The sequence below is a fragment of the Leucobacter komagatae genome, from assembly GCF_000834055.1.
Classification (GTDB): domain Bacteria; phylum Actinomycetota; class Actinomycetes; order Actinomycetales; family Microbacteriaceae; genus Leucobacter; species Leucobacter komagatae_A.
Genome location: NZ_JXSQ01000028.1, coordinates 16,116 through 35,078, shown reverse-complemented (window position 1 = coordinate 35,078; position 18,963 = coordinate 16,116). Strand labels below are relative to the sequence as shown.

Genomic DNA, 18,963 nt, shown 5'->3' with positions numbered 1-18,963 from the left:
TATGTGCGCAGCTACCTGGCGCACATAGGGGGGTGTAGATCTAACGAGAGGGGGAGGTGTGTCTCGCGGTCAGGCCGCGGGCTTTCCCTGTGCGGGATCAGCCCTCGGCGATTGCCCCAGCGAGGGCGGTGACGAGGCCCTCGGCCTCCTCGAGTGTGTTGTAGGGGGCGAGGCCGAAGCGCACGCCGCCCATCATGCCAAGGCCAAGTGCGTTGCATACTTCGAGTGCGTAGAAGTGGCCGGCCTGTGCGAGGAAGCCGCGCTCGCGCAGCCGCGTCTCGATGGTGATTGGTTCAATGCCCTCGACCGAAATGAGTAGTGTCGACGTGCGCCGCTTGGCGCGTGAGTAGCAGGTCACGCCGGGCAGGGCTGTGATTCCACGCTCGATGACCTCGCGCAGTTCAAGCTCGTACTCATCCATTGCAACCATTGCGGAGACGATCCGCTCGCGGCGTGTTTCGCCGGCCTCGCTCAGCCCGGCGATGTAGTTGATCGCTGCGGTCGCGCCAGCGAGCAGCTCGTATGGGAGGGTGCCGAGCTCGAAGCGCTCTGGCACGGTTTCGGGGGGAGGGGCGCAGCTTGTCGGGGTGCAGTGTCTCAAGGAGTGCGGGCGCCGCGGCAAGCATTCCGAAGTGCGGGCCGAAGAACTTGTAGGGCGATGCGACAAAGAAGTCGGCTCCCATCGCGCGCACGTCGACAGGCGCGTGGGCTGTGTAGTGCACGCCGTCGATGTACGTGAGCGCGTTGCGGGCGTGTGCGATGGCCGAAATCGCAGCGATGTCGGGCTGGGTTCCGACGAGGTTAGAGGCTGCGGTCACTGCGACGAGTCGCGTGCGGTCGTCAACGAGTTCCTCGTACTGCGCAGCGGGGAGCTCGCTCGTTGCGGTGTCGAGCTGTGCCCACCGCACCTCGGCGCCCGCGCGCTCCGCTGCGATGAGCCACGGCGCGACGTTGCAGTCGTGGTCAGCCTGAGACAGCACGATGTTGTCGCCGGCCTCCCAGGTCTTCGCGATCGTGCGGGAGAAGTCGAACGTGAGCTGCGTCGCGCTGCGCCCATGCACGATGCCAGCGGGGTCCGCGCCGAGCAAGTCGGCCGCGGCCGCGCGGAACTCGAGCACGGTGTCGTCTGCGTTGCGGCCGGGGAGGGAGCCGCGGCTGCGGTTGGAGATTGGAGAGATGCCGGTCTGAGCGATCCGCTCGGCGACAACTGCGGGCATCTGGGTGCCACCGGGGGCGTCGAGGAATACGAAGTCGTTTGCTACTGCGGGGAAATCTGGGCGAACTGCTGCGCCGAATCTGGACATCGTTGTACCTCCGAGAAAAATTCAGAAAAACTAAGCTACAACCACAATAGATGAAAGTCTGTTGGGTGGGAAACTATTGATTCGATAGAAATAAGTGCTAGAGTCCGATGCATTGCGTCGATATTTCGAATCGGCCGTTCTTCACCAACGAATGCTGGAGGCCCACTTTGTCTCATCAGAACCGCACGGAGGCGCACGCCTCGGAGCGCGTCGAATTCCGCGTTGGCGCGCTCGGAGCGTTCATCGCACCCCTGATTTTCGCCATCGGTACCTTCGTGTACTTCGTTGGCTTCGTCGTGCTCGACCTCACCGCGATTGCCGCTGTCGGCTTCCTCGGCCTGTTCGTTGCCTCCTGGCTCGCGAAGAGCCAGCAGAAGTTCTGGAATGCCGCAATCGATGGGATCGCATCGCGCACCTCGGCCACGCTCTTCCTGTTGATGCTGCTCGTCGGCGTGCTCGCGCAGATGTTCAAGGCGACCGGCGTCTCCTCCGGCTTCGTGTGGCTCGCTCAGGAGGCGCACATTGGCGGCGGCATCTTCGTGATGATCACGTTCCTCATCACCTGCGCGATCGCGCTCGCGACGGGATCCTCGCTCGGTACCATGCTCGCCATGTTCCCGATCCTCTACACTGCGGGGACCGAGATCGGCGCTTCCCCAGCACTGCTCGCCGGTGCGATCCTCTCCGGCGCGATCTTCGGTGACAACATTGCGCCGATCTCCGATACCACCGTGATCTCCGCGACCACGCAGCGCTACCGTCGACGCGCCGGCCTCGCCGACGTTGGCGGCGTTGTGCGAAGTCGCTTGCGCTACGCGCTCCCCGCCGCGGCAATCGCAGCCATTGCGTTCCTCGTCGCGGGCCTCGTCACCTCGGGTAGCGGTGCTGCGGCTGCGGCCGTCGAAGCCGATGCGAGCCCGACCGGGCTGTGGATGCTGCTTGCGATTGCTGCGCTCATCCTCGTCGCCTTCATTGCGCGCGACCTGTTTCTCGCCGTAGGTGTCGGCCTCGTAGTCGGCACCATCGTCGCGCTCGTCACCGGGCTCGCAACGCCCGGCCAGGTGCTCGGCGCCGCAGACGGCGCGCCCACCGGTTTTATCACCGATGGCATCACAAGCATGCTGCCGCTCATCTCGCTCCTCGTCGCCGTGTTTGCGATGATCGGTGTCGTCGAATCATCGGGCATGTTCGACAGGATCGTCGAGGCAATCATCAGTTCGCCGCGCTTCCAGAGCGCGCGCGGTGCCGAGGCTGCGATCGGGATCTCCGGCGCCCTCTGCACCGTCGTGCTTGCAGGGCTGAATGGGCCCGGTCTCATGTTTGCTGGCCCACTATCAGACAAGATCGGGGCAGCAGCGGGGCTCCACCCGTATCGCCGCTCGAACGTTATGGACTGTGCGGCGATGGGGCTTGGCGTCATTGTGCCGATCGCGAGTACCTTCCTGCTCGTAGCAAGCCTCGGCACCCAGGGGTACGAGGGCATTCCCGGGCTGAGTGTCTTCGCGATCCTCGGTGCCGCGTTCTACCCGTTCGCGCTCACCGCTGTCACCGTGTTCTCGATCGTCACCGGTTGGGGTCGCCGCTACGAGGGGCCGAACGGCGTCGAGCTCACCGAGCCGGACCCAGAGTGGCAGGCCGAGATGACCGCTACGATGCCTGTCGTCGGGTTGTACCGCCCGTAACTACGTGCGGTGCGCTGTGGCGGCGGGGCGCGTCGCGTGCCTCACCGCCGCAGCGTCGTTTGTACAATGCTCGAAGGGGCCGAGAATGTTTCGGCCGAGTCCAAGCACGAGGGAGAGCTACGCCACATGACCAACACGAGGTCAACCTTCGGAAATCTCGCGGACGGGCTCACCAATGATCCACCCGTCGTTGCGCTAGACGAGACGGACATCAAGCTGCTCGCGATGCTCCAGGAGAACGCGCGCGCGACGCTCAAGAGTCTCGCTGACGCGGTTGGACTGACCGCCCCCGCGGTTTCCGAACGGATGGCGCAGATGAAGCAGGAAGGCGTCATTCGCGGCTACCGCGTCGACATCGACTGGCGCGCCCTCGGGTACACGCTCACGACCTACCTCTCCGTCGTGATCCGCACGGGCGTGAGCCGCGACGAGGTCGTCACCGAGCTCCAAGCGATCCCCGAGGTCGAGGAAACCTCGGTCGTGACGGGAGCCTCGGACCTCATCCTCAGGATCCGCTCCCGCGGCTTCGACCACCTCAAGCGCATCATTGCCGAGCACGTGTGGGCGCGCAGCGACCTCGAGTTCACCGAAACGCGGCTCGCATTCTTCTCGGACAGCTCGGCCGGGGTCGAGCAGCACCGCCTCGACGAGATGCTCGCTGAGCTGCGGGCCGGCGGCGCGGGATAGCGGGTGGGCTCGACGCTTAGGCGTTTCGGCGTTTCGGCGCTTCGGCGCGCTCAGCGTCCTGGGGCGACGAATCGCCTGACCGGCTCGCGGTCGACGAACCCGAGCCGGTGGTAGAGAGCCGCGCCGTCCGGTGACGCGGTGAGGATCGCGGTAGTTGCGCCGTGGTCGCGTCCGATTGCCAGTGCGGCCCCCGTGAGTTGCGCGCCAATACCGCGCCTCCTGTGGGTGGCGGCAGTGACGATGTGCTCCACGGCGACGGTCGCGCGAGCGACGACCGCAGCCCCGCAGCCGACCAAGCTGCCGTCCACCTCCGCCACGAAGTGATGCGCGACGCGGTGCGTGCCGAGGCCGGCAGCCGCGAGCGCTGCGTGGACGGCAGGATCGGAGGCGCTGCCTGTCCAGAGCTCTTCCCACGCGAGTAGGGCCTCCTCGCCGTCGACCAGGCGGATGCTCGCGGGCCCAAGCGGCGACTCGAGGGGGTGGGGTGCCTTTTTTCCGGCTACTGCTGCGGCTCGAGCTGGTGCTGGCGCGACCGCCGGCCCGATATCGGTCTGTGCATTCTTGGCCGGGGGGAATCGCAGCGTCATGAGCGGCTCCTCTTCCTCGAACACGAAGCCACGCGCGGTCAGCTCGTCCTCGATATTCCAGGCCGGGCGGTGCGGCCAGGAATGCCATAGCGCGGGTAGATCAGTGAGCGCATCGAGCGCGTCGTCGATCCGCCCGGCCGTCGCGCGCAGCACCCCGTTGAGTTCCGCGTGCGGGGCACCCGTGCGGAACCAAGCGAGCTCCTCGGAAACGTGCGCTTCGGTCGCGCGGGCAACGTGGGTCTCGACGTACTGGGATACTGGATCGGGGGTGGTGATGGCGAGGCCTTTCTTTCGGTTCAGCAGTCTACCGAGACAGCTTGCCGCGAACTACAATCGGCGTATGTCGACGCGAGATGTCCCTGAGCAGATCGGCGACCTGCCGAAGATCGGTAGGCCGGCGACGTCGGCGCTGCTTCATGTCGGGGTCGACTCGCTCGCGCAGGTTGAAGCGATGAGCCGACGCGAGCTGCTCGCGCTGCACGGCGTGGGGCCGAAGGCCGTGCGCCTGCTCGAAGCGGCGCTCGCAGCCGGCGGGCGTGCGCTGCGGGAGCCGTAGCCGCGCTTCACTGTGGACTCATCGGCGGACCGTGCCGTGCGGCGCCGTGCCAAGTCGAGTCGAGTCGAGTCGCGCGGAGCCGAGCTTAGACGGGCCGAGCCGGTCCGAGGCGGGTCGTGCGGGCTCACCGACTCCGGCTCCCCCGAACGGTGAGCCCGGCCCTTGCCTCCGAACGCGGCTGAAACTTCGCGAAACTCGGGCCGGGCTCGGCGGTAAAGGTCGGTTTCGGGACGCGGCAGTTAACCGGCACGGAAGCCCGCAGCCCTGGCGGCCCGCAGCCACGGCAGCCCGCGGCGGCACGGCGCTCAGCGGCGCAGGCGTCGCCCCGGGCCCGCCCCGGCTAGTGCGCGACCAGCGAAGCGGCCGAGCCGCGGCGGGACCGCTCGAGGGCCTCGGCCTGTCCCGCGCTCGGGCGGACCGGCCGCTGCTCGGCGTCGACAAGGATGAGCCCGTAGTGCACCTGCGGGTCGAGCGCGAGCGGGTAGTCGAACACTGCCGCGGCGGCCGCGGCCGAGAGGAAGCGTGCGGCGAAGTCGAGCGTGACGCCGCGGTCGGCCGCCACTCGACGCGACGCCCTCGTGTCCCACAGCGACGACGACAGGATGAGGACGTCGCGCCCCGAGAACACGTCAGCTGCGAAGAACTCGGCCGCGTGATCGCGGGTCAGCGAGACGCGGGCCGTCACGCCCGGGCGGGTGCGCGCCGGGCCTGTGATGAACACCGGTGGGAGTCTGACTGCCGACGGGGTGCTGGCGATGCTGCGCCACGCTGCGATCTCTGCTGGGGCTGACTCGTTGCTCATGCGGCGACTCTAGAGCGAACCTCAGACATTGCGGCCCGCGCACGACGCCGTCGGGTGTGTTGCGGCCACACCCGCATCGGCTGCGACCTAGACAGCATCGGCCGCCAACTACACCGTGTCGGCTTCGGCCTCAACCGCGGCCCGCGTCTCGGGGTCGGCGAGGTCTGCCTGCAGTTGTATCGCTCGGCCGAAGGCGGCCCGGATCCGCTCGTCTCGCGCCGTGCTGTCGCTCGACGCGCTCCAGTAGGCGGCCGCAAACAGGTTGTCCCGGTGATGTCCGTGCGCTGCGATCGCGCGGCGCGCGGACGCGGTGACCGCGGCCTCGGCGGCAACCCAGCTCTGCAGCGCGCCAGCACCAATACCAGCACCAGCACCAGCACCAGCGTCAGCACCAACCCAGGAAACTGAACCAGCACCAGAACCAACCCCAGCACTACCGCTCCCAGCGCGCCCGCCCGGGATGCGCGCCAGCAGCTCGACGAGTTCGGATCGCAGCTCCCCGGCATCCCAGGCCTCCCCGGTTCGGAGCGAGACCTCGAGTCCCGGGTGTTCGGGGATGAGCGCGGCCGCGTCTGCTGTGGTCGGCGCGTGCAGCAGGGCGTACACGCGATGCTCGGAGGGGATCGCGCGCACGATCGAGGCCGCGGCCGGGAGCGCGCTCGCGTCGGCGACGATGAGGTGTGCCGTCACGCCGTCGCCGATCGCGTGCTCGCGGCGCACGGCGTGCACCTCGATCCGCTCGCCGGGTTGTACGGTAGCGAGCCAGGGGGAGAGGATCCCGCCCTCGTGCCGCAGCGCGTCGAACTCGATCGTGTCGGGGGCGGGCCGGTGCGACACCGTCATCGCCCGCAGCTCGGGTGCCCCGTCGCTGCCTGGCAGCGCGACCTTGATCCCGTCGGCTGGCAGCGTCGGTTTGTAGTCGGCGAACTCGGGCGCGACAACCGTCACCCGTGTGTAGCTCGGGCTCAGGGCGCGAACGGCAGTCACTGTTGCCGTCGCCGAGATGGGGAGGCGGGAGCGCTGGCTGAGCTCCCTGATGCGGTGTCGGATCGTGGTCATGCGGTGGGGGGTCCTTCCAGGGTGATCGTGTGGTCGGGGTGCCAGATGCTCGGGTCGCGGTGCGTGACGAACACGAGCGTGCAGTCGAGCGCAGCGAATGCCCCGGCGACGAGCATCTCGGTGTGCTCGTCGAGGGCCGAGGTTGCCTCGTCGAGGATGAGCACGGGGGCGCGCTTCAGGAGCGCCCTGGCGATCGCAACGCGCTGGCGCTCGCCGCCCGAGAGGCGCTGGCCGTGCGTGCCGACGGGCTGGTGGATGCCGAGTGGATCGCGTGCGACGACCTCGGTGAGCTGTGCCCCGGCGGCTGCCGCGGCGAGCTCTTCCTCTGATGCGGCGGGATCCCCGAGCCGAATGTTGTCGGCGAGGGACCCGGTGAACACGATGGGATCCTGCGGAACGTAGGCAACGCGGCTCGTGATGTCGGCCTCGCTCAGTGCCGTGAGCGGCACGCCGCCGAGCGTGATCTCGCCCCCGGCAGGGTCGTCGAAGCGCAGGAGCAGGCCGAGGAGCGTGCTCTTGCCTGAACCGCTCGGGCCCGTGACGTGGATGCGGGCCCCGGCCGGGATGCTCGCGGTGACACCGTCTAGCACGGGAGCCTGGCTGAGGCCGCGGACGCTGATGTCGTGTCCGGCTGGCGCCCGCGGGCCGGTATCAGCGCGCGCGGGCAGCGCAGGCGCGCCGAGCACCGCGCGGTAGGCGTCGGTGTGGGCGCGAAGCTCGCTGAGCGCGATGCCGCTGAGCGCGAGGTCATCGATGGGGGCGCTCGCGCGCGCGGTGAGCACGAGCAGGGCGAGCGCGGCGGCTGGCTCGGCGAAGCCGCCCGTCGCCGTGAGGAACAGCAGCGCCCCGGCGAGGGGGAGCGCGCTCGCGATCGCCGAGAGGAGCGTTGCCGGTGCTGCGGCCCGGTTGGTGCGGGCCATTGCGCGCTCCTGCTCGGCCCACGCGGCTTCCGCCCGCTCAAGCGCCCGGGTGGGCCCCGCGGCGGTGCGCAGCAGCTCGAGGTGTTCGACGAGCTCGACGGTTGCCGCGGTCGCTGCCGTCTCGAGCTCGTGCCGGTTCGCGTCTGAGCGCGCGAGCGCCCGCTGCGCGAGTGCCTGCACGGCGAGCGCGGCAAGCAGCAGCCCGAGCACGAGCAGGGCAGTTTGAGCGCCCGCGACGATCCACACCGCGCCGACGAGCAGCAGCGGGATGAGCGGCGAGAGCACGAGCAGCTGGAGCTGATGCGCTGGAACGCTCATGAGCGAGGGGATCGCGCGCCCCGACGTTGTCGTGACGAGGGCTCGGTTCGCGGGCGTGAACCAGGAGAGCTTCGCGCGGTTGAGCGCTCCGCCGAGGCCCGCGTAGAGGTCGCCAGCGAGGCGCGCGCCCGCGAGGTAGCCCGCGCGCGACACGAGCACTGTCACGAGCAGCGAGGCGGCGGCGACCGTGAGCACGAGGGCGATGCTGCCGCCGTCGCGGATCGCGAGCGCGAGGCACGTGTACGCCGCGACCTCGACGAGCGCGACGAGCGCCCACCCGGCCGCGACGAGTGCGAGCCTGCGGCGGGCAGCTCGCGGTAGGGCGGGGGATCCCGGTCCGGTGTATCCCGGTGTAGAAGATCCAGCGGGGGATCCCGACCCGGCCGATCCCTGCGCGCGGGGCTTCTCGGCCTGCGGCGTCTGCATGCCCTTCGTGTCGCTCATCGTGCAGGCCCTTCCGTGGCGGGCTGTGCGGCTGCGATCGCGCAGCGAGTGTCGGCGCGGCAGGCGAGCCGCGGATCGTGGGTGACGACGACTACCGCTCGGCCGTTGTCGCGGGCCAGCCGCTCGAGCTCGACCCAGAGCCGCTCGGCCGTGGCGTCGTCGAGCGCGCTCGTGGGTTCGTCCGCGAGAATCACGGCCGCCGGCGAGAGGAACGCGCGCGCGAGCGCGAGCCGCTGTCGCTCGCCGCCCGAGAGCGTGCGAGCTTCCGCGGAGAGGGGCGCGTCGAGCTGGGCCCGGCCGAGGGCGGCAGCGCAGTCGGCCGCGGTGGCCGCCGGGGCGACGAGCCGCAGATTGTCGAGCACCGTCGCCGAGAGCGGCGGGACGGCCTGCGGGATGAGGATCGCGGCGCCCGCCAGCGCGTCCTCGCTCAGGGCAGCGAGGTTGGTGCCTCCGATGCGCACCGTGCCCGTGGTTGGCGATTCGAGGCCTGCGAGCAGCCGGAGGATCGTGCTCTTCCCCGCACCGCTCGGGCCGGTGATGGCGGTGATCGCGCCTGCAGGGGCGCGCAGGGTGACAGGCGCGAGCAACTGGCGGTCGCCCCGCGCGAGCGAGAGGCCCTCGGCGAGCACCCCCGAGCCGTCGTCAGCGAACGCGGCGTCGCCGCGGGGGAGCAGTGGCTCGGCGAGCAGCTCGCCGATGCGCGTCGCGGCCGCCCTGCCGCTCGCGACGTAGTCGAGGCCGTGCCCGAGGCGCAGCGCCGGCGTGACGAGCGCGAGGCTGAGGAGCAGGATCGCGGCGAGCGTCGCCGTGTCGCCCGACGCGCCGACCGCGTACGCGATCGCGTAGCTCGCGACTGCCTGCAGCAGCGCGACCGCGACCGCGGCCGGGGTGGCGACGCGCTTCACCCAGGTGACCATGCCGCTCGTGAAGCGGTCGGTCGCGTCGCTGTAGTCGGCGAGCGCGCCGCTGGCCGCGCCGAAGCTGCGGAAGATGTGGATCCCACACGCGTAGTCGTCGACCGCGGTCGTGATCTCGCCCATCACGCGGCCGCGCTCCTCGCCGTGCCTCGCGGAGAGCTTCGGCAGCACCGCGAGGTACGCGATCGCGGCGATGACCCCGGGGATGAGTGCGAGCAGCGCGAGCGGGCCCGCGAGCGCGAGCAGCAGTGCGACGGCGCAGAGCGGTACGACGATCATGGTCGCGAGCTCGGCGGGCAGGTGCGCGACCATGTGGTGCAGGGCCGCGACGTCGTCGGACACGAGCCTGCGCAGTCGATCCGTCGTGAACGTGCTCAGCCGTGTCGCTGGGAGCCGGAGCGTGTGCGCTGCGATTTCGCGCCTGAGCCTCGCATCGAACTTCGCCTCTGCCGCGTGCGCGAGCCAGGACGCTGCGGCTGAGAGCGCCGCAGCGAGCAGCAGCGCGACGCAGACAGCGGCGGCCGTGCCTGGCGAGGGATCGGCGATCATCGAGACGACGCCCCACGTGGCCGCGAGGCCGGCGACGCCCGCGAGCGTTGCGCCGATCACCGCGAACGTGAGGGCTGGAATCGAGGGGCGTAGGGCGGGGCGCACGCGCGGGGCGAGGAAGGAATGCGTAGTTGTCACGACCAGAAGTATACGCGTATAGTAAGGCTGACCTAACCAACATCTGAGGAACTTAATGAGCAAGCTAGACCACGACCGCATCGTCGACGAAGCGATGCGCATGATCGAATCGGACGGCGAGGCTGGGCTGTCGATGCGCGCGCTCGCCGCCGCCCTGAACGTCACGCCGATGGCTCTGTACCGGTACTTCACCGACCGCGACGCGCTGCTGCTCGCGCTCGTCGTGCGCGTCTCGGAGACACTCGAATTCCCGGAGCGAACGGGGGAGCCACGCGCCGATGCCGCCGCGCTTGCGCTCGCGCTTCACGACTTCCTCGCGCACCACCCCTGGATGATCCGCCTCATCTCGACGGGCAGGCTCGCAAGCCCCGCCGGCATGCGCTTTCCCGAGGGCTTTCTCGACTGCGCGAAGGCGGCAGGGCTCGCGGACGAGTCCGCGTTTCTGTTCTACCGGACCATGCTCGCCGCGATCCTCGGCACCGCAACGATCACCTGGGCGGGGCAGGCAGGAGCGGCCCCCGTGCTCCCCGACACCTCGTCGGTCGGCCCGCTGCCGCGCGTGACGCACCTCGCGCCAAGCTGGGCCGAGCTTGACGCGGCTGCGACGCCCGCCGCGATCCTCGGAGCGATCGCCGCCACGCTCCCCGGTTCCTAATCCACCACCACACAGAGAAAGAAGCACAATGTCCCTCTCCCTCGCTCACCGCAGGGCCCTTCCCGCGCTCGCCACGATTGTGGCCGGATCCCTGCTGCTCGCCGGCTGTGCCAGCGGGCAAGACGAAGCCGCCGCACAACCCGCCGCTGTCGACGCGGGCGCAGGATTCCCCGTCACGCTCGAGAACGCATACGGCGAGGTCACGATCCCGGCAAAACCCGAGCGGGTCGCGACCCTCGGCTACGCGGACGTTGCGCTCGCCTCCGCACTCGGGGCAAACGTTGTCGTCGCGCCGGAATCGTTCACGAGTATCTCGGGATCCGGCAGCGAGAAGAACCTTCCCTACATTGATGCGCTCCCCGACAGCACCGTGTGGGTGAACCCGATGGGCGTGAACGTCGAGCAGGTCGCGTCGGCAAAGCCCGATGTCATTCTCGCGACAGCGGCGTTCACGCTTGACGAGAAGCTCTACAAGCAGCTCAGCGACATCGCGCCCGTCGTGACCTACAGCGAGGCGCTCTACGGCGAGACCGGCGAGGACTCGGCCCTGCGGATCGGCGAGGCCCTCGGCGAGACCGACGGCGCTGAGGCGCTGATCGAGCAGGCCGACACCGCGATCGCCGAGCTGCAGAAGGAGCTCCCGAACCTCGACGGGGGCACGTTCCTCTACGGGCAGGCACGCGACGGAGTCGTGGTCATGCTCGTCGAGGAGGCGAACGTCACCGCGCAGTTCATGCAGCGGCTCGGCCTCGTGTCGCTCCCCGCGGTCACCGCGCTCGGCGGCAAGGGCTCGGTGCCGGGGGCCATCGACGTGAGCGTCGAGCAGGCGCCGCTGTTCAATGACGCAGGGGTGCTCTTCATGACGTACCAGTCGGACGCGCTGCAGGAGAAGTTCGAGACCGACCCCATCGTGTCCGCCCAGCCGATCATGTCAGAGCGCTACGTGCCTGTCGGTCTTGAGGCAGCGACCGCGCTGCAGGATCCGAACGTCGCATCGGTGCCCTGGCTCCTCAGTGAGCTGCGCCCCGGCCTCGAACTCATTCCGGCGAAGTGACGGCAACGCTCCGAGAGGCGCGGCCGACCGCTGGCGACGCTGAGCAAGCAGCGAGCGAGTCCGTGACGGCCGCGGGCAGCGCCCGGCCAGCCGCCGCTGACGCCCGGCCAGGCAGGCTGCGCACTCTCGGAGCGGCCACCGCGTGCGTCGCGGCCCTCTGCGCACTCGCCGTGCTCAGCGTGCTCGTCGGCTCCCGCCCGGTGACCCCCGGTGAACTCGGGACGCTGCTCGCGGGCGAGGCGGGGGACGACCTCGCCACGCTCGTGCTGCAGGTGAGAGTGCCGCGCACGATCGCGGCGATCGTCGTAGGTGCCGCGCTCGCGGCGGCGGGTGCCCTCATGCAGGGAATGACCCGCAACCCGCTCGCCGACCCGGGCCTCCTCGGCGTGAGCTCGGGTGCCGCGTTCGCAGTGGTCATCGGCATGAGCGCATGGGGAGTGAGCTCGGCAACGGGCATCGCAGCCCTCGCCGTCGCCGGGGCCGGGTTCGTGACGGCGATCGTGCTCGTGCTCGGCCTCCGCGGCAAGGGGGACGGCTCGCGGCTCATTCTCGCTGGCGTCGCGTTCAGCATGACCGTCGCCGGTATGCAGGCGGCCATCACCCTGCTCAACCCACGCATGCTCGACGCGATGCGCGCCTGGTCAGCTGGCTCGCTCGCGAGCCCGAACCAGGACGTACTCAGGCAGAGCCTCCCAATCATCGCAGCGGGCGTCGCACTCGCGCTGCTGCTTGCCAGGCCACTCAACGCGCTCGCGCTCGGCGACGAGCTTGCGCAGGGCCTCGGAACGCACCCACTGCTGACCCGCGCTGGAACGGGCCTCGCGACCGCGTGCCTCGTCGGCGGGGCGACCGCAATCGCCGGCCCGCTCGGCTTCGTCGGGCTCATGGTGCCGCACCTCGTTCGTCCCTTCACCGGGCCCGATACCACCAGGGTGCTGCTCGCCTGCCTGGCAGTCGGGCCCGCGCTCGTGCTGCTCGCCGATGTGCTCGCGCGCGTTGTCCTGTGGCCGGGGGAACTGCCCGTCGGGATCGTCTCGGCCGCGCTCGGAGCGCCCGTGCTCCTGCTCCTCGTGAGGAGGGCGCGATGAGCCGGGCCACGGGCGTTGCACGAGTGACCTCGTGGCGCTGGGCCGTCGGACTCGTGCTCGCCTGCGGCATCCTCATCGCCGCGCTCGCGACGGGCGACCTCGCGCTCAGTGCGCGAGAGGTGTGGGGCGCGCTCGCGGGAACGGGCGACGACTTCACCGCGACGGTCGTGCGCACGTGGCGACTGCCGCGGGCGCTCGCCGCAGTTGCCTTCGGGGCCGCGCTCGGCGCATCGGGCGCGATCTTTCAGTCGCTCACGAGAAACCCGCTCGGCAGCCCCGACGTTGTTGGCTTCAATACCGGTGCCTACACGGGCGTGCTCATCGTGCTCGCCGTGGTTCCCGCGCCGGGCTTCGCGCTCCTCGCCGGTGCCTCGCTCGCCGGCGGGCTCGCGACAGCGGTGATCGTGCTCGTGCTCGCGTCGCGGGCCGGGATCGGCGGGCGCGCGTTCCTGCTAACGGGGATCGCCGTCGCCGCCGTGCTCGGGGCGTTCAACACTTGGCTTGTCTACAAGACCGACACGGCGACAGCGACCGTCGGTGCTGTCTGGGCGGCTGGCACCCTCGACAGCCTCGGCTGGGAGCAGGCGGGTCCTGCGCTCGCCGTGCTGGGGGTGACCGCGGTGGTCACCGCGGCGCTCGCCCCGAAGCTGCGCATCCTCGAGCTCGGGGACGACCTCGCGCGGGCCCTCGGCATGCGCGTGACACTCGTGCGCAATGCGTGCATCGTCTGCGCGGTCGTGCTCACCGCGGTCACGACGGCCGTCGCCGGCCCAATCGTGTTCATCGCGCTCGCGGCACCGCACCTCGCGCGCGCCGTGCTGCCGCGGAGCGCGCCCATCTTCGCTGCAGCGCTCACGGGTGGCGTGCTCCTCAGTGCGGCCGACTGGGTCGCGGCGCACGCCTTCGCGCCGACGCAGATCCCTGTCGGGGCCGTGACCGTGACGCTCGGCGGCGCGTACCTCACGCTGTCGATCCTGCTGCAGAGGCGCTGAACGGGGCGTGCTCGGACCGCGCTCGCTGCGCTCGCCGCACCACCCGCCCTCACCCAGCGGCCCGCGCTTGCTGCGCCACCCGCGCTAGCCGCGCGACCAACTCGCGCCCGCCTGGCCTCACGCGCACGCCGCGCTCAGGTGTGAATTTCCTGAAGTTGCACACGAGTGTGCAACCTGTGGGTATGATATTTCTGTGGGAAAGAGTTGGCAGATATTTAAACGGGATGTGAACCGGCTCGTTCGTGTGCGAAAAAGCTGGGTCATTGTCATTGGCATACTCATTACGCCAGCTCTCTACGCCTGGTTCAATATCAATGCGTTCTGGGACCCATACTCGAACACCGAGAACATCAACATCGCGGTTGCCAATCTCGACTCCGGGGCAGACTCGGACCTCACGGGCGACGTGAACATCGGCGACCAAGTCGTCGACCAGTTGAAAGACAATGACCAGCTCGGCTGGCAGTTCATGGGCGAGGACGAAGCCAAGTCCGCTGTAAAGCGTGGAGACGTGTACGCAGCGATTGTCATCCCCGAGGATTTCAGCAGCGACCTGCTGAGTATGACGACGGGCACTTTTACTCAGCCAGCGCTGCAGTACTACGTGAACGAGAAGGCCAGCGCGATCGCGCCGAAGATCACCGACGTCGGTGCGTCCACGCTCGATAAGCAGATCACGAGCGCCTTCAAGGAGCAGGTCGCCCATGCCGCGACGGAGGCAGTGAAGGACGCCGGCGACTCAGTCGAGTTGCGCCTCCTCAACGCACGCAGCGACACCCTCAACGCGTTTGACGAGACGACAAAGACGTTAGATTCCGCGCGGAAGAGCATCGACAAGCTCCGCGACGGGCTCGGATCTTCACGCGAATCCCTTGTGTCATCGCGTGGCACCGTCGCCGGCGTCAACGCAACACTGGGGGATGTGCAGGTAGCGGTCACCGAGGCCCAGTCGATCATCGCCGAAACGCAGCAGCAGGTGGTCGCGTTCAGCGACGCCGCGACCTCGGCCTATTTGAAGGGCACGACGCTGTTGGCAGACGCCGCGGCGTCCGCCAACGTCTCGGTCGCGGAGCTCACCCAACAGCTCAAACAGGCAAGCGTCCGCATCGACGCCTCGATTGCAGAGATCACGGCTGCCGTTGAATCGAACGAGGCAGCCATCGCTGAGCTGAAGGGGCTGGTCGAGCAATCGGGGATTGACGACGAAACCAAAGCCCGGCTCACAACCGCTATCGCAGCTCTGGAAAAGCAGAACACCGCGCACCAGGGTGTGCTCGCAGAGCTGCAGAAGGTGAATTCGAGCGCAGCAGGAGCGGTGCAGGCAGTCGCCGACGCCTCTAGCGCGCTCAGCCAAGCGATGAAGGACACCCGCGACGCGACAGCCGGCATGCGCCAGGTCATGAGCGAGACGGTGCCAGCGGTCAACGCAGCCATGTCGCGGCTCTCCTCGAGCGCGGGGACGTTCGCCTCCGCTCTCGAAGCGCAGCAGACGGTGCTTGCGCAGGCGGACGGGTTGCTCGGGGGGATCGACACCCAGCTGGGATCGACAGACACAGCGCTTGCGAGCTTCGACGCTGACCTCAAGGGCATACGCGACGGAGTGGCGACCGCGAAGGCCGACGTCCTCGCACTCGGAGCTGCCTCGGAGTGGGGGACGCTTGGCACCCTCACGGGTCTCGACGCGGATCAGATCGCCGAGTTTGTGGCATCCCCAGTGACCGTTGACGAGCAGGTCGTCTTCCCGATCGCTTCGTATGGCTCCGCGATGGCAGCGCTCTTCACTAACCTTTCGCTCTGGATCGGTGCCTTTGTGCTCATGGTGATCTTCAAGATCGAAGTTGACACCGAGGGAATTGAAGACGTCACGGTTCGGGATGCCTATCTTGGGCGGTTCTACCTCCTGGGGACGCTCGCGGCACTGCAGGCGCTGATCGTGTGTATCGGCAACCTCATCATCGGGGTGCAAACGGCGAGCGCAATCGCGTTCGTGGCGACTGGGGTCTTTACGGCGCTCGTCTACGTCAGCATCATCTATGCGCTGTCTGTCGCCTTCGGTCACGTCGGCCGCGGGCTCTGTGTGCTGCTCGTGATTATGCAAATCCCAGGCGCATCCGGGCTCTACCCCATCGAGCTTATGCCGGGCTTCTTCCGTGCGATCTACCCGCTGCTCCCGTTCTCGTACGGAATCGATGCGATGCGTGAGACGATAGCCGGCTTCTACGGCGCCCACTACTGGCGTTTTGTCGGGGTGCTCGCGCTCATGATGGTGCTGTCATTCTTGCTCGGTCTTGTGCTGCGCAGGAGGCTGGCGAACTTCAACCTGCTCTTCAACAGGCAGATCGCGTCTACGGACCTGCTCATCGGTGAAAAGGTGCAGGTTGTTGGTTCGGGTTACCGCCTGAGCGACGTCATCCGCGCGCTCCAGAACCGGGGTGAGTACCGCGCAGACCTCGACCGGCGAGCGCGACCGTTCACCCAGCACTACCCAGCGCTGCTCCGGGGCACGCTCATCGTCGGTGTTGTCGGGGTGGTCGTGATTGGAGTCATCGCTTGGGCACTGCCCGGCGGCAAAGCCCCACTCCTTGGGGTCTGGGTGCTCTGGTGCCTGGTGATCATGGGCTTCCTCGTCGTCATCGAATACATCAAGCAGAGCTTCATTCAGGCGCGAGAGGTTGCTGCGCTCGACGATGCCGAGCTGCGGGACGCGGTGTTCACGGAACGTGCGGGTCTGCAGACTCCTCCCGTCTCGGCACGCGCCCACGCAAGTGCCGCCGGCGCGAGCCCTGCAGCTGATGGCACTGCGCAGCTACTCGAGGAACGTGAGGCGGCGGCCACGGAGCAGTCGGCAGACTCGATTGACGACCTGATGGTCGAGTGGTTTGGCGAGGCGCCCTCGGCGGGACCCGACATCGGAACCCGAGACGCCTCCGACACAGCCGACAAAGCCGATACAGCCGATACCGCGGATACGACCGAAATGCCCGAACTGCCGGACACGACCGAAGGGGGGTCGCGCGCATGAACAACATCCTGAGCCTGTTCCGCCGAGACATTCGTCACGCGACCCGCAACGTTATGGCGTCGATCGTGCTAGTTGGTCTCGTCATCATCCCCTCGCTGTTCACCTGGTTCAACGTGATTGCGAGCTGGGATCCCTTCGCGAATACCAAGAACCTGAAGGTCGCAGTCGCAAGCGCCGACAAGGGGTTTCAGAGTGATCTCATGCCGATCCGCATCAACGTGGGTGAGCAAGTGCTCTCGGAGCTTCGCGCGAACGACAGCCTCGACTGGATAATCACTTCAGAAGAGGACGCTATCGACGGAACTCGTTCCGGCGATTACTACGCCGCAATCGTGCTTCCCCCTTCGTTTAGCGCAGACATGATGACGTTTTACGCCGACGGCTCGGACAGAACAAGCCTCAAGTTCTACACCAATGAGAAGAAGAACGCCCTCGCGCCGAAGATCACTGAACAGGGCGCGGAAGGCGTATCTTCACAGATCAGCGAGGCCTTCACGGTGACGCTGAGCGAGGTCGCACTCGGCCTCGTATCGTCGGTGTCCGACTACCTCTCAGACGATGACACTCAAGCCGCATTGACGCGCGTGGAATCGCGCGTCGGCAACATCGCAACGCAGATCCGCTCAAGCGCGGGAACGGCCGACTCCCTGACAGCACTGGTGGACGCAAGTATCCCGCTCGTTGACAGTGCAGAATCGCTCGTCTCAGCGGCCGGCGACTCGTTCAGCGACGCCTCGAGCGCGGTCGGCAGCGGCGCGGCGGCAGTTGGAGACCTGAAGTCAGCGCTCCAGGGCGCGACACAGTCGCTCGTAGACGCTCTTAACGCGACTGCTGGGAGCTACGACGTCGTGGGAACGCGTATCGACGAGCTGTATGCGCAAGCGGGCAAGGCGTCAGGCGATCAGGTCGCGGGACTCAATGCCCTCGCCAACACCGTCCAACTGCAGATCGACCAGATGACCGCGCTCAAAACGACGCTCATCGACGATGTCGCTAGTGGCATCCCTGAGTCGGGGCAGGCTGCGTTCACGAAGTTGCTCGCGAGCATCGACGACTCGATCGCGCGACAGGAAGTCGTGCGCGACCGGATGCAGCAAGCCGCGAAGGATATTCAGGCGGGGAACGCATCTGCGCAAGACTCCCATCAGGGCATCGCCGACGCCGTCGCTGAGGCGAAGGCCGCGGTGAGCGATGCGAAAGCGGCATACAGCAATGGGCTGAAGCCGCAACTCGATCAACTGGGGGCAACCCTTGGCGTGATCAGTTCCGACATCGCTGGCATCCGCGATGACCTTGCGGGATCCTCAGCGTCGTTGTCCGGCGCAGCAGGGTCGGTGCGATCCGTACTGAGCAACGCAAGCGATGCGACACACAAGCTCTCTGAGTCGCTGAATAAGACCGCGGACAAATTCGGTGAGCTGGAGCGGGCGCTTGCCAAGGCGGCCGACACGGGTGATCTCAGCGCCCTCTCCGAAATCATCGGTGCGGGCCCTGGAGTGCTGGCAACATCGCTCGCCGAACCGATTAAGGTTGACCGGATCGCGGTATTTCCGATTGTCGGATTCGGTGCCGGAATGGCGCCGCTCTACAGCGTGCTCGCGCTGTGGGTGGGCGCGCTGCTCATGACCGTGACGATCCGTGTAGACGTCAATCAGGCTACGCTTCCTGACCGGCCGGAGCTCACGCCGACGCAGAAGTACCTGGGACGCTACGGTATTTTCGCGCTCGTCGGCCTCGCGCAGAGCACTCTGCTGACGCTCGGGCTCGTGCTGTTCGTTCAGATCGAACCGGCGCACCCAATTCTGCTGATCCTCGCTGGCTGGGTGATCTCGCTCGTCTTCACGATCATTGTCTACACGTTTGTTGTCGCGTTCGGAAACGCTGGCAAAGCGCTTGCGGTGCTGCTGCTCGTGATCCAAATTTCGGGATCGGGGGGCGCGTACCCGCTCGAGCTGCTCCCGGTCTGGTTCCAGAACATTAGCCCGTTCCTGCCGGCAACCTACGCAATCGAAGCGTTGCGGGCAGCGGTCGCGGGAATCTACGGTGGGGATTTCTGGATCGCGCTTGGGATGCTCCTGCTCTTCGTGCTGCCAGCGCTTCTGCTCGGCCTCGTGCTTAGGCGACCAATGATCCCGTTCAACCGTGGGCTCATGGAAGCCCTCGAATCTACGAAACTCATGTGAGGTAGT

Annotated in this window: 16 protein-coding genes; 9 read left to right on the top strand and 7 right to left on the bottom strand. The window is 67.9% G+C overall.

Annotated elements, in window-relative coordinates; genetic code table 11:
• Nucleotides 1-97 precede the first annotated feature (97 nt).
• Both SD72_RS18535 and SD72_RS18530 read right to left on the bottom strand, forming a co-directional pair.
• Complete coding sequence (locus tag SD72_RS18535; protein WP_269745598.1) at nucleotides 98-517, bottom strand: aminotransferase class V-fold PLP-dependent enzyme; 420 nt, start codon at nucleotides 515-517, stop codon at nucleotides 98-100.
• Nucleotides 414-1,304, bottom strand: a complete 891-nt coding sequence (locus SD72_RS18530) for an aminotransferase class V-fold PLP-dependent enzyme (protein WP_269745597.1) — start codon at nucleotides 1,302-1,304, stop codon at nucleotides 414-416. Before SD72_RS18530 ends, SD72_RS18535 begins: the two co-directional genes overlap by 104 nt.
• A gap of 167 nt (nucleotides 1,305-1,471) precedes the next feature.
• On the opposite strand from SD72_RS18530, the gene SD72_RS14360 reads away from it, so the two are divergent.
• Together SD72_RS14360 and SD72_RS17145 are read left to right on the top strand one after the other, a co-directional pair.
• A complete protein-coding gene (locus SD72_RS14360; RefSeq protein ID WP_042545148.1) occupies nucleotides 1,472-2,986 on the top strand; it encodes a Na+/H+ antiporter NhaC family protein in 1,515 nt (504 codons plus the stop codon).
• A gap of 126 nt (nucleotides 2,987-3,112) precedes the next feature.
• Nucleotides 3,113-3,673 (top strand): Lrp/AsnC family transcriptional regulator, encoded by a 561-nt coding sequence (locus SD72_RS17145; RefSeq protein ID WP_052492730.1) that lies wholly within the window; start codon nucleotides 3,113-3,115, stop codon nucleotides 3,671-3,673.
• 50 nt (nucleotides 3,674-3,723) lie between these two features.
• Here the strand turns inward: SD72_RS17145 and SD72_RS14350 are convergent, their stop codons facing one another.
• The gene (locus SD72_RS14350) at nucleotides 3,724-4,413 is read right to left on the bottom strand and encodes a GNAT family N-acetyltransferase (protein WP_042545147.1); all 690 of its coding nucleotides are present in this window, start codon (nucleotides 4,411-4,413) and stop codon (nucleotides 3,724-3,726) included.
• Between the two features lie 187 nt (nucleotides 4,414-4,600).
• Between SD72_RS14350 and SD72_RS14345 the strand changes: the two genes are divergently transcribed.
• Nucleotides 4,601-4,816, top strand: coding sequence for a hypothetical protein (locus SD72_RS14345; protein ID WP_042545146.1), 216 nt, complete (start codon nucleotides 4,601-4,603; stop codon nucleotides 4,814-4,816).
• A gap of 340 nt (nucleotides 4,817-5,156) precedes the next feature.
• On the opposite strand, the gene SD72_RS14340 is transcribed toward SD72_RS14345, so the two are convergent.
• From SD72_RS14340 to SD72_RS14325, 4 genes are all read right to left on the bottom strand, one after another.
• A complete protein-coding gene (locus SD72_RS14340) occupies nucleotides 5,157-5,618 on the bottom strand; it encodes a hypothetical protein (RefSeq protein ID WP_042545145.1) in 462 nt (153 codons plus the stop codon).
• Nucleotides 5,619-5,726: 108 nt separating this feature from the next.
• Nucleotides 5,727-6,677 (bottom strand): SIP domain-containing protein, encoded by a 951-nt coding sequence (locus SD72_RS14335; RefSeq protein WP_042545144.1) that lies wholly within the window; start codon nucleotides 6,675-6,677, stop codon nucleotides 5,727-5,729.
• Nucleotides 6,674-8,359, bottom strand: coding sequence for an ATP-binding cassette domain-containing protein (locus SD72_RS14330; RefSeq protein ID WP_232299802.1), 1,686 nt, complete (start codon nucleotides 8,357-8,359; stop codon nucleotides 6,674-6,676). The genes SD72_RS14335 and SD72_RS14330 overlap by 4 nt, the downstream gene beginning before the upstream one ends.
• A complete protein-coding gene (locus SD72_RS14325; protein ID WP_052492729.1) occupies nucleotides 8,356-9,963 on the bottom strand; it encodes an ATP-binding cassette domain-containing protein in 1,608 nt (535 codons plus the stop codon). Before SD72_RS14325 ends, SD72_RS14330 begins: the two co-directional genes overlap by 4 nt.
• A 55-nt stretch (nucleotides 9,964-10,018) precedes the next feature.
• Between SD72_RS14325 and SD72_RS14320 the strand changes: the two genes are divergently transcribed.
• From SD72_RS14320 to SD72_RS14295, 6 genes are all read left to right on the top strand, one after another.
• Nucleotides 10,019-10,618 carry a TetR/AcrR family transcriptional regulator gene (locus SD72_RS14320; protein WP_042545143.1) on the top strand — a complete coding sequence of 200 codons (600 nt, stop codon included), beginning with the start codon at nucleotides 10,019-10,021 and terminating at the stop codon, nucleotides 10,616-10,618.
• Nucleotides 10,619-10,646: 28 nt separating this feature from the next.
• Nucleotides 10,647-11,672, top strand: a complete 1,026-nt coding sequence (locus SD72_RS14315; RefSeq protein ID WP_042545142.1) for an ABC transporter substrate-binding protein — start codon at nucleotides 10,647-10,649, stop codon at nucleotides 11,670-11,672.
• Nucleotides 11,669-12,760: a FecCD family ABC transporter permease gene (locus SD72_RS14310; RefSeq protein WP_232299800.1), complete on the top strand. Its 1,092-nt coding sequence runs from the start codon at nucleotides 11,669-11,671 to the stop codon at nucleotides 12,758-12,760. Before SD72_RS14315 ends, SD72_RS14310 begins: the two co-directional genes overlap by 4 nt.
• The gene (locus tag SD72_RS14305) at nucleotides 12,757-13,752 is read left to right on the top strand and encodes a FecCD family ABC transporter permease (RefSeq protein ID WP_042545141.1); all 996 of its coding nucleotides are present in this window, start codon (nucleotides 12,757-12,759) and stop codon (nucleotides 13,750-13,752) included. Before SD72_RS14310 ends, SD72_RS14305 begins: the two co-directional genes overlap by 4 nt.
• Nucleotides 13,753-13,945: 193 nt before the next feature.
• Complete coding sequence (locus SD72_RS14300) at nucleotides 13,946-16,774, top strand: YhgE/Pip domain-containing protein (protein WP_084767248.1); 2,829 nt, start codon at nucleotides 13,946-13,948, stop codon at nucleotides 16,772-16,774.
• Nucleotides 16,771-18,957 (top strand): YhgE/Pip domain-containing protein, encoded by a 2,187-nt coding sequence (locus SD72_RS14295; RefSeq protein WP_042545140.1) that lies wholly within the window; start codon nucleotides 16,771-16,773, stop codon nucleotides 18,955-18,957. The genes SD72_RS14300 and SD72_RS14295 overlap by 4 nt, the downstream gene beginning before the upstream one ends.
• Nucleotides 18,958-18,963 lie beyond the last annotated feature (6 nt).